General features: G+C 41.7%; 16 protein-coding genes. All 16 read right to left on the reverse strand.

Annotated features, from left to right (window positions below; all coding sequences use genetic code 11):
- Positions 1–3: 3 nt before the first annotated feature.
- Positions 4–972 (reverse strand): NADH-quinone oxidoreductase subunit C, encoded by a 969-nt coding sequence (locus ACQV1I_RS23400; protein WP_116333620.1) that lies wholly within the window; start codon positions 970–972, stop codon positions 4–6.
- Positions 969–1487 carry a NuoB/complex I 20 kDa subunit family protein gene (locus tag ACQV1I_RS23405; protein WP_018669748.1) on the reverse strand — a complete coding sequence of 173 codons (519 nt, stop codon included), beginning with the start codon at positions 1485–1487 and terminating at the stop codon, positions 969–971. Before ACQV1I_RS23405 ends, ACQV1I_RS23400 begins: the two co-directional genes overlap by 4 nt.
- Positions 1478–1849 (reverse strand): NADH-quinone oxidoreductase subunit A, encoded by a 372-nt coding sequence (locus ACQV1I_RS23410; RefSeq protein WP_094699872.1) that lies wholly within the window; start codon positions 1847–1849, stop codon positions 1478–1480. The genes ACQV1I_RS23405 and ACQV1I_RS23410 overlap by 10 nt, the downstream gene beginning before the upstream one ends.
- A gap of 263 nt (positions 1850–2112) precedes the next feature.
- The gene (locus tag ACQV1I_RS23415; protein ID WP_094699873.1) at positions 2113–5397 is read right to left on the reverse strand and encodes a S8 family serine peptidase; all 3285 of its coding nucleotides are present in this window, start codon (positions 5395–5397) and stop codon (positions 2113–2115) included.
- A 223-nt stretch (positions 5398–5620) separates the two neighbouring features.
- The gene (locus ACQV1I_RS23420; protein ID WP_018669745.1) at positions 5621–6367 is read right to left on the reverse strand and encodes a DUF6042 family protein; all 747 of its coding nucleotides are present in this window, start codon (positions 6365–6367) and stop codon (positions 5621–5623) included.
- A 150-nt stretch (positions 6368–6517) separates the two neighbouring features.
- Positions 6518–6922: a F0F1 ATP synthase subunit epsilon gene (locus tag ACQV1I_RS23425; protein ID WP_094699874.1), complete on the reverse strand. Its 405-nt coding sequence runs from the start codon at positions 6920–6922 to the stop codon at positions 6518–6520.
- Positions 6923–6947: 25 nt separating this feature from the next.
- The gene (gene atpD / locus ACQV1I_RS23430) at positions 6948–8357 is read right to left on the reverse strand and encodes a F0F1 ATP synthase subunit beta (RefSeq protein ID WP_094699875.1); all 1410 of its coding nucleotides are present in this window, start codon (positions 8355–8357) and stop codon (positions 6948–6950) included.
- A gap of 51 nt (positions 8358–8408) precedes the next feature.
- Positions 8409–9275 carry an ATP synthase F1 subunit gamma gene (gene atpG / locus ACQV1I_RS23435; protein ID WP_094699876.1) on the reverse strand — a complete coding sequence of 289 codons (867 nt, stop codon included), beginning with the start codon at positions 9273–9275 and terminating at the stop codon, positions 8409–8411.
- Positions 9276–9351: 76 nt separating this feature from the next.
- Positions 9352–10863, reverse strand: a complete 1512-nt coding sequence (gene atpA, locus ACQV1I_RS23440; protein WP_018669741.1) for a F0F1 ATP synthase subunit alpha — start codon at positions 10861–10863, stop codon at positions 9352–9354.
- Between the two features lie 29 nt (positions 10864–10892).
- Positions 10893–11420, reverse strand: coding sequence for a F0F1 ATP synthase subunit delta (locus ACQV1I_RS23445; protein ID WP_094699877.1), 528 nt, complete (start codon positions 11418–11420; stop codon positions 10893–10895).
- Positions 11417–11920: a F0F1 ATP synthase subunit B gene (gene atpF / locus ACQV1I_RS23450; RefSeq protein WP_018669739.1), complete on the reverse strand. Its 504-nt coding sequence runs from the start codon at positions 11918–11920 to the stop codon at positions 11417–11419. The genes ACQV1I_RS23445 and atpF overlap by 4 nt, the downstream gene beginning before the upstream one ends.
- Positions 11921–12036: 116 nt before the next feature.
- Positions 12037–12258, reverse strand: a complete 222-nt coding sequence (atpE, locus tag ACQV1I_RS23455; RefSeq protein WP_003334246.1) for a F0F1 ATP synthase subunit C — start codon at positions 12256–12258, stop codon at positions 12037–12039.
- Between the two features lie 35 nt (positions 12259–12293).
- Entirely contained in the window at positions 12294–13136 is an 843-nt protein-coding gene (gene atpB, locus ACQV1I_RS23460; RefSeq protein ID WP_094699878.1) for a F0F1 ATP synthase subunit A, read from the reverse strand.
- A gap of 88 nt (positions 13137–13224) precedes the next feature.
- Positions 13225–13587 carry an ATP synthase subunit I gene (locus tag ACQV1I_RS23465; RefSeq protein ID WP_018669737.1) on the reverse strand — a complete coding sequence of 121 codons (363 nt, stop codon included), beginning with the start codon at positions 13585–13587 and terminating at the stop codon, positions 13225–13227.
- Positions 13588–13598: 11 nt separating this feature from the next.
- Complete coding sequence (locus ACQV1I_RS23470) at positions 13599–13811, reverse strand: AtpZ/AtpI family protein (protein WP_018669736.1); 213 nt, start codon at positions 13809–13811, stop codon at positions 13599–13601.
- 129 nt (positions 13812–13940) lie between these two features.
- Positions 13941–15131: an acetyl-CoA C-acetyltransferase gene (locus ACQV1I_RS23475; RefSeq protein WP_116333619.1), complete on the reverse strand. Its 1191-nt coding sequence runs from the start codon at positions 15129–15131 to the stop codon at positions 13941–13943.
- Between the last annotated feature and the right edge of the window lie 220 nt (positions 15132–15351).

Genomic DNA, 15351 nt, shown 5'->3' on the forward strand with positions numbered 1-15351 from the left:
AGGTTATACCCCCTCATCAAAAGGCTCATAATCTTTACGCAACGGATGTCCAACCCACTCATCTGGCATCATAATTCGAACCAGATTGGGGTGTCCTACAAAGTGGATTCCTAACAAATCGTATGTTTCTCGCTCGTTCCAGTCAGCTCCTGGCCACACATCTACAACAGAAGCAACAGACGATGCTTCACGCGTAGTTTTCACCTTAATGGCCAAGCTTTGATGATGTGCATACGAGTACAAATGATAGTAGACTTCCATTCGATCTTCATAATCGACTCCATGTAGGTTGGAAAGGTAATTAAATTGTAAGCTGGGTTCCTGCTTTAAAAAGAGTGCAATGTCATGCCAAATCTGATTTTTTATCGTCATGGTGGGAACTTCTTTTGACAACGTGTTAATGTAGGATTCTTCCATGCTTTCTTTGCCAAATCTCTCTGCTATGATTTGTACAAAACGATCTAGGTAGGGTTGATTCTTTGAGGGGGGAACTTCTGCTGCTACAGTTTCTTCGTTTGCTTTCGCCTTTGCCGCCGCGGCTGCTGCCGCTTTTGCTTTTGCAGCTGCTACTGCTTTCGCTTTTTCGGCTGCTTTAGCCTTGGCATCTGTATCTGTAGTTAGTCCTGTGGTCACTTCTTCACTTGCTTTTGTATTTTTTTCTTGAATAGACTGCTCAGCACTTCCTATAGTCGTGCCACTTTCAAGCTTTGCTTTTGCCGCCGCTGCCTTCGCCTTCGCGGCTGCTGCTGCCTTTGCTTTCGCTATCGATTTTTCATCAGGTACGGAAGAACTAGCAGAAGAATCACCTTGGGCCATTCCTTTTGTTGTGGATTGGTTTGGTTCTTCATCGGCTACATTCGCTTGTGCTTGCTGTGCCAATTTAGCCTTTACAGCTGCTGCCGCTTTTGCCTTCGCTTCAGCCACTGCTGCTGCCTTCTCCTCAGGTGTAGGTTTTCTTTTTTCTTCACTCATTGCTGATCCACCCGCTTTCCGGTCTTTGCTTCATAGCGGATTTTTTCTTGTAATTTATTAATACCATAGATCAGCGCAACTGGACTTGGCGGGCAACCTGGAATATAAACATCCACAGGGCATATTTGGTCAACACCCTTTACCACACTATACGATTTAATATAGGGACCACCCGCCGTAGCACAGGAACCCATGGCAATGACCCATTTTGGTTCAGGCATCTGATCATACAATCGTCTTAATAATGGCGCCATTTTTTTCGTTACTGTTCCAGCTACTATCATCACATCTGACTGTCTAGGAGAAGGGCGAAAAATGACTCCAAATCGATCAAGGTCATAGTGTGAACCGCCTGTCCCCATCATTTCAATCCCGCAACAGGCTAATCCAAACGTAAGTGGCCATAGCGAGTTGCTTCTTACCCATCCTTTTAAGGTCTCTAAACTCGTAAACAGAACATTCCGATTTAATTCATCCTGTAAATCTGGTTCGATGCTCTTCAAATCTAATTCCATTCAAGCACCTTCTTTCTCCATGCGTACAACAGGCCAATAATCAGAAGAACGATGAAAATGCTCATTTCCACGAGAGCAAATAATCCTAATTCATTAAAAGCTACTGCCCACGGATACAAAAATAAAGTTTCTACATCAAAAATAACGAACAGAAGAGCAAAGATATAATACTTTACGTTAAAACGAACCCAACTGTCTCCAATCGGGATATTTCCGCTCTCGTATGTCGTTTGCTTTTCAGCATTCGGTTTATTGGGACGTAATAAAGGCCCAATAATACTTACCGTGGCAACTGGAAGCAGAACACCAAGAAGCAGAAAGATGGCAACAATGACATAATTGTTTGCATAAACAGCATCCATCTTATTTCCCTCCATTGTGCTGTAGGTCTTCGAATTTCTTCATAATTATAGCAAATCAGTACATTTCTGTACAACGAAAGCCCTTACAAAAACTAAGACTTTTATTAGCCTACGTACATTTATATACTTATTTTATCAGATTTTTGTTTATTTTATGAAAAAATATTACACTAATAAAATAAAAGGGTTCTACCTGCAACAGAGATGTGCAGGTAGGACCCTTTGTTACTTGGTGTTTGTTCCTAAATAAAAATGTTACTAGCTTACTGAGCAGCTTGTTCAGCTACTTGCTGCTCCGTTTGTTGTTCGGTTTGTTGCTCGGTTGTTTGTTCAATTTGTTCTTCCACCTCGATTGGAGCAGGAAGTCGCCCTTTTCCTTTTCCCTTACCTTTATTCGGTTGCAATAATACATCTACAACTACAACCTTTTTAATGGAAGGAACCTTCACGGAAGATACATGAACGGTAATGTACACTGGTTTTTTCTGTTTTTTCTTTGGTAATTTTACTAGGAAGCCATCATTGTCAATCAAATCAGTGTTAGAGCTTTCTACCACTTTATAAGTAATTTCATCTGTTTCATTCGGTAGCTTTAACACTTGTTTATTCAATTCACTAACATTAACAACCTTTGCTGAGAAATCCTCAGCTGCTTCGTTAACTAATTCCCTGATATCTTCACGATCTTCTCCATCTACTGGACCTTGAATCGAAATAGCATTCCAAGCTTCATATTTAATTTTTAAATCGTCTTCTTTTTCAACTGGATTCTCTGGATCATACTGATATCCAAAGATTCTTACTTTATATTTCCCGTTTTCTGGTGTTGTTAGCTTGCCAGTTTTTGCACTCACATATTCCCCGGTTAGGTTTTTAAAGGAGAGCTTTCCTGGTTTCAACAATTGAAGATTTCCTTTTTTATCCGTCTTTTTCTCTACAGCCATTGTGCCTAGCTTTTCGTCATTTAGATCCCAAAGCTGTAGTTCAATAAGATTAATATCCTTTGCTTGCAAGTCAGCAGATGCAGAGAAAGTAAGTGTATCCGGATTAACTTGAGTGCTAGAAAGCTTAAAGCTATCAAAGCCGAATTTATTTTCTTCCCTTTCATCACCTACATGGATAACAAACGGCAGGTGCAAGTCAGGGTGTCCATCTTCGCTCTTCAGACGAACTTCACCTTCGTATACGCCATCCTTTAATTTTTTCTTAGCCTCTACCTGTAAATTAAATTGTACAGATTTACCGGGTTTTACAGTAAAGTCATCGTCTGACAGCTTCACTTTCAGGTTGTCTACGTCGGTAGTTGTCGCTGGTTTTCCAGGTACGGACGTAACCTTTTCGTGCATAATAACTTCTGCTTCGTATTCAACCTCTTCATCAGAAGTATTTTTTAATTGAAGTGTTCTAACTAACGGTTTTTTCATGTCTTTGGAAACTAAACCAAAGCTAATATTTGTTCCATAGTTGGTGACAAATTTTTCGTTCATGTTTTTATCTAAGATTTTGGTCTTTTCAACTGTTTGTAGCAAGGCTGGTGTTTTTAGGGCCGCCAAACCATCTACACGACCAGAGCCTTGGGAATAAACATCGTATAAGACACCATTTCCATCTTTAATCTCAACAGCAGTATTAGCCATAGCCGCCTTTACATCAAATGGCGTCCAATCAGGATGGGCCTGTTTCAAGAGCAGAACAAGACCAGCTACATGCGGAGTCGCCATACTTGTACCGTTTAGACGTTGGTAGGCATGATCGTAATTCGCATCTGGGAAATCTTTTTTCCATGTTGGCTTTGCTGATAAGATGCTTACCCCAGGAGCCGATACGTCTGGCTTGATAGAGTACTCATCATCGATAGCTGGCCCACGTGAACTGAAGTCAGCCATCTGATCGCCTTTTTCTTCTGTCTTAGGATATTCACTACTAAACGTGATGGTAGCTTTGCTTGGATCAGCTTGAATTTGCTTCACCAATTCACGGCCTTCTTTCCCTTTCATGTCAAAGGTAGGAATTGCATCCATCTGATCACCAAGATAGGAATTAAAGTAATCATCACGACCTACTGGATCTGGATCTGCGATGCCATCTCCATTAGCATCATTGCCATTATAAATAATAATAGCTTTTGCTCCTGCCTTTTTCGCGTTAGAAATCTTATCAACAAAGGCCACTCCGCCACGTGAAACTAAAACCACTTTGCCCTTTACATCTACCTTATCAAAATCAGAAATCAATCCCAGGTTAGCAAATACAAGAGGGAGAGTTTCTGAACCCACTATCTTAGCAAAATCAGATAGACCTGTTTCATAACTTGCTACTTTAAATTCATAGTTTTTACCGAAGGAAGTAGTAGCTGTACTGGTATACAACTCTACAGGTGGTGTAGTTGCTCCCACAGAAATAACTAATTTTGCACCAGCTGGAGATCCGGCTGTGTAATAATATTGATTTGGATTATTATTAGCAGCATTTCCGTTAGCTACAACTGGAATAACCCCAGCTAATACTGCATTATTTAACGCGATAGCATCAGGTGAATCAGAGTTTTTTTCCAAATCAGATCCTAACGACAAATTAAGAACATCCATGCCATCTTTAACAGCACGTTCAATTCCATCAATTACTTGAGCCGAGCTTCCACCATGTCGACCTAATACACGGTATGAATAAAGGTCAGCCTCATAGGCAATTCCACGAACATGAACGTCGGATGTTTTATTGGAAGCTCGCCCAACAATTGTGCCAGCTACATGGGTACCGTGATGTGAGCCCTTATAACCTTTTCCCTCTGGATCTTCATCAACAGGGATTGGTTTTTGCTCATATGGGTCATCGTCATCATCGTAGGAGTCATAGCCACCTTTATAGGCATCCTTTAAGTCAGGGTGCAAATAGTCTACACCTGTATCAATAACACCCACTTTTAAGCCTTTACCAGTGTAGCCTAGCTTCCACATTTCAGGTATTTTCATTGCTTTTAAAGGATTCACATCATAATTTCCCGGTGGTAGCTCAGCTGTCTCAGATACAACCTCTACGTCTGGCTGGGAGTAGTAGTTAATGTTGTTATAAACAGCTTTTACATTAGGTAGTTCAGCTAACTTAGGGATTTCATTGGCAGGCAGAGTCACTACCATTCCATTAAATACTTCTTCAAATTTCTTCTCGATATCCAAATCAATACCCTTATCTTCTACAAGTCCTTCAAAATCATCTTGATCATCAGATACTAGTGAACGTGCTTCTCTTTCAGAACTTTTTGACTTTCCTTTCGTCACAACAACTGGATCAGCTTTTAACTGGACAATAACAGTCACCATTTTAGAAGACTTGGTATCCAAAGCAGGGGATATGTACGCAGGGCCAGTAGAAACCTCCTCATCAGTTTCTCCCGATACCTTTGCCTTTGTTAACGCATTAACATCTAAGAGCGCATCCAATTCTAAGCCTTCCTTTGGAGTCGCCGCCATAACATTATATGGGATAACTCCTAGCAACAAGCTAGTAGCTAGTGCTATTGATGTGATCTTTTTAGGTTTTCGTAACAACTAAGATCCCTCCTAATTTAATAGAATTAAGAAAAAATTATAATAGCATCTGATTTTTCTAAAAAATCAGTACATATTAATTTCTCTATATTTTTCTTTATTCCTTTAGGTCTAAAGTCATATTTTTACAAAATTAAAAAAAACTGTCCTTCCGTATAAATGTCTATACTTTAAGGACAGTCATTTTTAATTTTATTGGTAAAATCTGTATATTGTATAACGTTTATTGAAGAGCTTGTGGATTTTCTGTACCCAAGAAATCTTCGTAAATACGCTCCCATACCACTTTGAATCCCATCTTTTCATTGTCTGGAATCTCTTGGAAACGATCAATCGGCTCTTCCAAGTATGGCGTTAGTTTAATCAAGACTTCTGTTAGCATATTATCGTTAATGCCTCCCAGAATTTCCTTGATTTCATTTTTTGAAAGTGAGAATTCATTCTCTTCTTTTTCATGTAGATACATAACCAACTGGCTAAACACTGGATGAATCAACGACTCCAAACGGATATGATACAAAGCAAACATTTCATCATCACGAAGTTCGAATGTATCTACTACTTCTGGGAAAGGATCTACTGGTACGTCTAGGCTTGTTCCCTTATCAATTACTAGACCCCACTTAATGAACATATCTAACGCTTCCTGAGCTGTTGCTGGATACTCATAGTTAGAGCGTTTCAAAAAGTTACCGTATTTCTCCAATAGAGCCACGTAGTTTTCATAGTTTTCTTCGTCATTGAATTTATTTTTATCCAACGTATCGAAGGTACCATCCAACGCCTTCGTAGAAAAGATGGACTCTAACATTTCTTCTTTTGTGTTTAGCTTGCTCACCGCATAGCAAACGGCTTTAAACAATACGTTCATCTCATGAGAGAACACGGTGCTCCAGCCATGCATGTCATATCCTTTCGGAATAATAATATCATCGCTACCTTTTGTGCGAAGATCTTGTATCGTTTGCATATTACACTCTCCTTATCCACAACTGCGTTTCACAGAGTACTTCCTAGTAATCCTAGAGTACATTAGGTTTATTATACACATAACAAGCGGCATATTTCCAATTTCCAAAGAAAAATCCCCAAGCATATAAAAATGCCTGGGGATTCTCGCTTACTTGTGGCGTGCCGCATCTAAACGTACGATAGCACGTTGTAGGGCATACTCAGCGCGTTGAACGTCAAGATCTGGAATCTTCTCATTGAGACGATTTTCGGCACGTTGTTTTGCTAATTCTGCACGAGCTGTATCAATGTCGTCTGATTGCTCTGCAGCTTCAGCTAAAATCGTTACCGTTTGGCCGCGAACTTCCATGAAGCCGCCGCTAACTGCGATTATGGTCTCTTTGTCGCCTTCTTGCTTAATCCGAACAGGAGCAATTTTTAACGGAGTCACTAGCGGCGTATGGTTAGGGAGAATACCCAACTCACCCTCAACGCCTCGTGCAATTACCATTGTGGCTTCTCCGCTATAGACAACCCGTTCAGGAGTAACGATCTCTATTATCATTTTGCTCATTACCGTCTCCCCTTTCAGGGTTGTCTTACTTCATGTTCTTTGCTTTTTCAACTGCTTCATCAATCGTACCTACGAATAGGAAAGCTGATTCTGGCAGATCATCATGTTTACCATCAAGAATTTCTTTAAAGCTACGTACAGTCTCTTTAACCGGTACATATTTACCAGAGAATCCAGTAAATTGTTCAGCAACGTGGAAAGGCTGGGACAAGAAACGTTGTACACGACGTGCGCGTGATACAGTTTGTTTGTCCTCATCGCTCAACTCATCCATCCCTAGGATAGCGATGATATCTTGCAATTCCTTATAACGTTGTAGGATTGTCTGTACGCCACGAGCTACCTCATAGTGTTCTTGACCTACAATGTCAGGTGCAAGAGCACGAGAAGTAGAAGCTAGTGGATCAACCGCAGGGTAGATACCCAACTCGGAAATACCACGGTCCAGGTTAGTTGTTGCATCCAAGTGAGCAAACGTTGTAGCAGGTGCTGGGTCAGTATAGTCATCCGCTGGTACGTAGATCGCTTGAATAGAAGTAACAGAACCTTTTTTCGTGGAAGTGATACGCTCTTGCAAGCTACCCATTTCAGAAGCAAGCGTTGGCTGGTAACCTACCGCAGATGGCATACGTCCAAGTAGAGCGGATACCTCAGAACCAGCTTGCGTGAAACGGAAGATGTTATCGATGAACAGAAGTACGTCACGACCTTCTTCATCACGGAAGAACTCTGCCATTGTAAGACCAGTCAGTGCGATACGTAGACGTGCACCTGGTGGTTCGTTCATTTGTCCAAATACCATCGCAGTTTTAGCGATAACACCGGAATCTCTCATCTCATGGTAAAGGTCATTACCCTCACGAGTACGCTCACCAACACCAGCGAATACAGAGATACCGCCGTGCTCTTGTGCGATGTTGTTGATTAATTCCTGAATTAGTACGGTTTTACCTACACCCGCACCACCAAACAGACCAATTTTACCACCTTTTACGTATGGTGCTAGCAAGTCAACAACCTTAATTCCTGTTTCTAGGATCTCAGTAGAAGTTGCTTGGTCTTCATAAGCAGGTGCTGCACGGTGAATTGGATCACGACGAGGAACATCGTTCATCTCCACTTGGTCAATTGGTTCGCCTAATACGTTAAATACGCGACCCAATGTAACTTCACCTACAGGTACAGAAATAGGTGCACCTGAGTCAATTGCTTCGATGCCACGGATTAAACCGTCTGTAGAAGACATCGCAACTGTACGAACTAGGTTATCTCCCAGATGAAGCGCAACTTCACATACTAGATCAATGTCGCGTTCTCCGGAGCTTTGTGCTTTATAAGAAATGTTGATCGCATTATAGATAGCAGGCAAATGACCATGGTCGAACTCAATGTCAACAACCGGTCCCATTACCTGAACTACGCGCCCTTTCGCCATCTTAAATCTTCCCTCCTAAAAGCTAATTGGAAGCCTTTATAACTGTCTTTGTTATACTTGTGAGTTTGCACCCGCAACAATCTCGGAGATTTCTTGCGTGATGGCTGCCTGACGAGCACGGTTATAGAAGAGTGTTAAACGATCGATAATATCAGATGCATTATCAGTCGCATTACCCATCGATGTCATACGTGCTCCGTGCTCTGAAGCTTTCGCATCCAATACAGCACTATAGATTAGCGTTTCTGCATATTTTGGCAAAAGCACTTCGAGAACCTCTTCTGCAGAAGGCTCATAATCATAGTTAACTGTAGAGGCCTGTGAATCAGATTCAATTGATTGAAGTGGCAACAGGCGTTTCACCTGTGGAATTTGCGAGATAGCAGATTCAAATTCGTTATAGCAGAGATAGAGTTCGTCGATCTTTTCGTCCGCATATAATTTGACTGCTGTGTACGCAATTTGCTTAATGTCAGAAAAACTAGGGTTTTCCGGCATTCCAACTACCTCTTCAATGACAGGATAGTCACGTTTCACAAAGAAATCACGGCCTTTGCGTCCGATAGCAAAGATCGCATACTCATCTTTAGATTTATGCTTTTCGTTAGCCGCCTGAAGAACCTTACGGATGATATTCCCGTTATATCCTCCTGCGAGTCCACGGTCAGAAGTAATAACGATATATCCTGTCTTCTTCACCGGACGGGTCTGAAGCATCGGATGTTTAAAGCTGGTGCTTCCTGATGCAATACTTGCTACTACATCCTGAACCTTTTGAGCATACGGGCGAGCCGCTTGCGCTTGGTCTTGGGCACGGCGAAGTTTTGCAGTAGACACCATCTTCATCGCTTTCGTGATCTGACGCGTGTTTTTAACGCTTTTTATACGTCGTTTTACTTCACGAATACCTTGAGCCACTCATTTTCACCACCTTGGGAAATGCATGCTGAATTCTCTTGAATCCAGCATGCACAAAATCTATCGATGCCGAAGATTAACGGCTTGAAGCAAAGCCTTTTGTAAACTCTTCGATCGCCGCTCCTAATTCCTTTTCATCCGGTAATTCGTTTGTTGTACGAATATGTTCGAACAACTGTGGTTTATTGGAGTCGATGAATGCAAGCAATTCTTTTTCGAAACGACGAACGTCTTCCACAGCAATTTCGTCTAGGAAGCCTTTTGTCGCAGCGAAGATAGAGATAACTTGCTTTTCAACAGGCATTGGTTGGTATGAAGGTTGTTTTAGGATTTCAACAACGCGCTCACCACGAGTCAAACGAGCTTGTGTTGCTTTATCCAAATCGGAACCGAACTGCGCAAATGCAGCCAACTCACGATATTGTGCCAAGTCCAAACGAAGTGGACCAGCTACTTTTTTCATTGCTTTAATCTGTGCGGCACCACCTACGCGGGATACAGAGATACCTGCGTTAACCGCTGGACGTTGACCTGCGTTAAACAAATCCGTTTCCAAGAAGATCTGTCCATCTGTGATGGAGATAACGTTCGTTGGAATGTACGCAGATACGTCAGAACCTTGAGTCTCGATGAAAGGAAGTGCTGTTAGAGAACCAGCTCCCAGTTCATCAGATAGTTTTGCTGCACGCTCTAACAAGCGGGAATGCAAGTAGAATACGTCACCAGGGTATGCCTCACGACCTGGAGGACGGCGAAGCAACAGGGACAACTCACGATAAGCTGCCGCTTGTTTAGATAAGTCATCATAAATACATAGGACATGTCCGCCCTTGTACATGAAGTACTCACCCATTGTTACACCCGCATAAGGAGCTAGATACAGCAATGGGGCTGGATCAGAAGCTGTAGCGGAAACAACGATTGTATAATCAAGAGCACCATGCTTACGTAGTGTTTCAACTACGCCAGCAACTGTTGATTGCTTTTGACCAATGGCAACGTAGATACAAATCATTCCGTTACCCTTTTGATTGATGATGGTATCCAAAGCTACGGATGTTTTACCTGTTTGACGGTCACCGATGATCAACTCACGCTGACCACGACCGATAGGTACCATAGAGTCAATCGCTTTAATACCAGTTTGCAATGGCTCATGAACTGATTTACGTGCCATTACACCTGGAGCGTTGTTCTCGATAGGACGGAATTCCGTAGTCGCAATTGGACCTAATCCGTCAATTGGTTGACCAAGTGGGTTAACTACGCGACCTAATAGCGCTTCCCCTACTGGTACTTCCATTACACGGCCAGTACGTTTAACCGTGTCACCTTCTTTAATGTCACGGAAAGCTCCAAGGATAATTACCCCTACGTTATCGCTTTCCAAGTTGAGTACCATACCCATAACGCCGTTTTGGAACTCAAGAAGCTCACCGGCCATTGCCTTTTCCAAACCATGTACGCGCGCAATACCGTCACCAACAGTGATAACCGTACCTACGTCAGCGATTTCGATCTCAGCTTTATAATTAGCGATGCGCTCTTTGATGAGCGAGCTAATTTCTTCAGGTCTGATTGCACTCACTTACGATTCACCCCATTCAACCCAGCGTCTTATATTTGATGCGCAAAATGCTCTAATTTCGTTTTCAGGCTACCGTCATATAAACGATCGCCAATCTTTACAACGACTCCACCAATAATAGTAGGATCTACTACGCTTTCGAAGCGTAGCTTTTTAGCCAGCATTTGACCAAATTGAGCAGCTAGCTCTTCTAATTCTTCCTGACTCAATGGTTTCGCTGTAGTAACAACAGCATCCGCATAGCCACGTTTATCGTTAGCCATTTCTACGTATGCTTTTGTTATTTCTTCGAATTCATTCTCACGTTTGTTATCTACTAACGCAAAAAGAAAGTTGATTACTTCCTGCGAAGCTTTTCCTTTGAAAAGCTCCTCTAGCAACTCTTTTTTAGAAGCAACGGCAATACGAGGATGTGTAAATAATTTTTGGAAGTCAGGTACCTGTTGTAATGCTTCAGCAATGTCTTTTAACTCACCTTCAATTTGATCAATGAGTCCACGCTCTTCTGCTATCTCAAACAGGGCACGTGCGTAACGTTTTGCTAATGCTCCACTCATAAGCGATCCCCTACTTGTTTCAGGAACTGATCAATCGTGGATTTTTGCGTAGCTTCGTCCAATTCTTTTTCAATAATTTTAGAAGCCAACAAAACAGATAGACTTGCCATTTGTGTACGTAGTTCTTCTTTAGCTTTCTCAGTCTCACGGGCAATTTCTGCACTTGCTTCCGCTTTTAGACGAGCCGCTGTTTCTTCCGCTTCTTTTTTAATACGCGCTTCTTCTTCTTGTGCTTGACGAGTTGCACGCTCAATTAGAGCTTTTGTTTCTTGACGAGCTTCATCTAACAAGCGGCGTTGTTCAGCTAGTAGTCCTTCCGCTTCTTTACGGTTACGTTCTGCTGCTTCAATTTCTGATGCAACGTATTGACGACGTTTTTCCATGATTTGTGTTATAGGGCCAACTGCATATTTCCTAACAACTAAAAGAAGTATCAGGAATGCGAGTACTTGAAAGAGCATCGTGCCCCCTTCAAGGGTTACCGCTCCAAACTCTAGCATGCTATTCACTCCTTCCTGGTTCAGAAGAGTATTTTAGTAAAAATAAACAAGCAATGATCTTTTACTGTTGCATAAACAAGGCGAAGGCCTAGCCTGCTAGCCTTCGCCCTGTAAAATTACATTTGGGAGTAAAGAATGAAACCAACCGCAACCGCGATGATAGGTACTGCTTCTACTAGACCTACCCCTAGAAGCATAAGACCCATTAAGCTACCACGAGCTTCTGGTTGACGTGCAACACCTTCAATTGTACGAGAGATAACTAGAGAGTTACCGATAGCTCCACCTAATGCAGCTAAACCAAAGATAATACCGATTGCTAAAGCCAAAGTATTCATTAAAATAATCCTCCTCAATTTCTGTTGATTAAAAATTAGTGACCATCATTCGTTTTCTGCGAAATATATATGATTGTAAGGGTCGTGAAGATATAAGCTTGAACTGCCCCTACGAAGACGGAATAACCAAGCCACGCTAATAACGGGATACTACCAATAAAGACGCCGGTGCTCATTAAGAAGGCAATCAAAACTTCCCCAGCAAAAATGTTACCAAATAGACGGAGTGGAAGTGTTAAAGGCTTAATGACCAGTTCTTCAAGGATATGGAGTGGGTTAAGAAAATGCTTCAGGTACGTACCTAACCCATGACGACGAATATCCACGTATTGAGAGTAAAGAAGGATAGTAAGCGCCAGAGAGAAGGTCACACTTGCAGCAGCCGTTGGAGATTTCCACCACGCTATGTGTATACCATGGCCACCTGGTTCAAGTGCATGTTCCACTTTTTCGATTTTCTTAGCCTGAGCCTCAGGAGTCCCAGAGATCGTTAACATCTCAACAACCTGTTCGCTAACCACCTTATTTTCAGCAGGGTCGTTGTGATGCAATGTGGTTACGTTAAGACCAAGCCCTAACCAGTTTCCTAGAATAATATAGAGAAAAACTGTCACAGCAAGTGTAATAAACCTTGCAGCCGTTTTTGCATCCATAACCGATCTCGCTAAGTTATTGATGAAATCAACAACCCACTCAAGAAGGTTTTGCCTTCCACCCGGAACACCTGTCGTTAATTGACGCGATAAAACAACCAGTAGGACAAAAACCAAAATAGCTGTCAACGTAATCATAAGCATGGTCGGAATATCGAATACGAGTCCACCGAGCTTAAATTTTAATGACCAATGATCCAAAATTTGTTCACCCCTTTCCCTCAAAAAATACTTCCTTAGTCAACCTTTTAAGAGCTTACTCTTTATTCTACCTCTTAATTTGTTGAAAAACAGTTAACAAATATTGAACTAATCATCTATTTTTAAGATTGTAATACACGAAAATAATCGAAAACACTTGAAATACTAGAAGTCCAATAATAACTCCTATAATTTGAAACAATTCTGGAAATCTTAGGGCTACAAAAACTGCTATAATTGTAACAGCAAACCTCTGCACCATTCCTATTCCCTTGGTTTTTCCTATATTACCAGTAATTTTCCATACCTTCAGATAGAGGAGAAGTCCATTGATAAGACTTGCAAAGCTTCCCAGCAATAATGACTGAAAAAACAATCTATAATCAGGTAGGAGAAACCATAAAACCCCGATAAGGGCAATAGACCATAAAACACAGCGGATAATATTACGTACGGCAGTATAGAATGTTTGCATGCTACATCTCCCTACAGATAAGGACGTATCATTCGGTATACGCTTACAATACCTACGCCCAACCCTAGAAATAGCCCGGTAATCATGAGCCAAGGAGCTGTATGTAACCATTCATCTAAATATTTTCCAAATAAGACTCCGGCTATGATACATATTGCTAGATCTGCTCCAATCATGCTTACTAATCCGATAGCTTTCCATGGGTTATTTACCTTTTTTGACAAGTTCGCTTCTCCCTTCAAACCAGAAATGGAAGAGCTTGGTTGACACCTTGACACCTTAACATATTAACGAAGATTTATCCGCATTGTCAACTTGTCGAACTGTAGGACACAAATCTTTCACAAATTTGTCTATATTATTTTGATTATTGTTGAAATTCCTTGACCTCCACCTATACATAAGGTAGCTAAACCATAGCGAGAATCGCTTCGTTTCAACATTTCATGGATCAGACTAACAAGAACACGAGCCCCGCTTGCCCCAATTGGATGACCAAGGGCAATCGCTCCTCCGTTCACATTTAACTTTTCTCGATCAAGACCTAGTTCTTTGCCAATTGCTATTGATTGTGCCGCAAAGGCCTCATTCGCTTCAATTAGGTCTATTTGATCTAAAGATAGACCAGCCTTTTTTAGAGCCTTTTCTGTAGCTGGTACTGGGCCAAGTCCCATTACCTGCGGATTAACTCCAGCGCTTGCATTGGCAACTATTGTAGCTAAAGGCTTAATCCCCAGCTCTTCTGCCTTTGCATAAGACATTAAAACTAGTGCTGCAGCCCCATCATTAATTCCAGAAGCATTCCCTGCCGTGACGCTCCCGTCCTTTTTAAAAGCAGGTCGAAGTTTAGCCAACACGTCCACTGTGGCACTTGCTCGAGGGAACTCGTCGTGCTCAAACAAAATTGCCTCTCCCTTTTTTTGTGGGATAGTCACAGGGACGATCTCATCCTGAAAGCGTCCTTCTTGAATAGCATTGTTCGCCTTTTGTTGGCTCCAAGCTGCAAACTCATCTTGTTCTTCTCGGCTGATCTGGTAACGTTCGCAAAGATTTTCAGCTGTAATACCCATATGGTAGTCATTAAAAGCACACCAGAGCCCGTCGCGGATCATGGAGTCTACGACCTTTTGATCACCCATACGATATCCATCTCTGGCACCTTCTAATAGGTAAGAAGCCTGACTCATATTTTCCATTCCGCCAGCAACTACCACATCTGCTTCTCCAGAAACGATAGCTTGATAAGCTAGATGTACAGCTTTTAATCCTGACCCGCAAACTTTATTAATGGTCATTGATGGTTTCTCTTCCCCGATGCCAGCTAGCATAGCGGCCTGACGCGTTGGGTTTTGCCCAAGTCCCGCTTGTAGCACGTTCCCCATCACAACCTCGTCTACGTGCCGTTTATCAACACCGGCTTTGGCAAGTGCCGCTTCAATCACTACTGCTCCTAATCTGGTTGCGCTTACAGAAGATAACCTACCTTGAAAACTACCGATGGCAGTACGTACAGCACTGACAATGACTACATCGCTACCTTTCATCATATCCACTCCTTAAAAACATCAGATCGTAAGCTTTAGTTAGTTAATTTGACCACTTGTGAATCTTCAGTCTATTACTAACAATAATTAGTAACTAAGCTTTATATTACCATATTTTTAAGGAGACAGATATCCCTTTGATTATACTATTTATAAGTTTCCCATTATTACTATAGTAGAAATAAATAAAAAGTAAACAGGTAATCTTTAGAATTAGATT

Origin of the sequence: Brevibacillus sp. JB24b (assembly GCF_051713385.1) — a bacterium.
Classification (GTDB): domain Bacteria; phylum Bacillota; class Bacilli; order Brevibacillales; family Brevibacillaceae; genus Brevibacillus_B; species Brevibacillus_B laterosporus.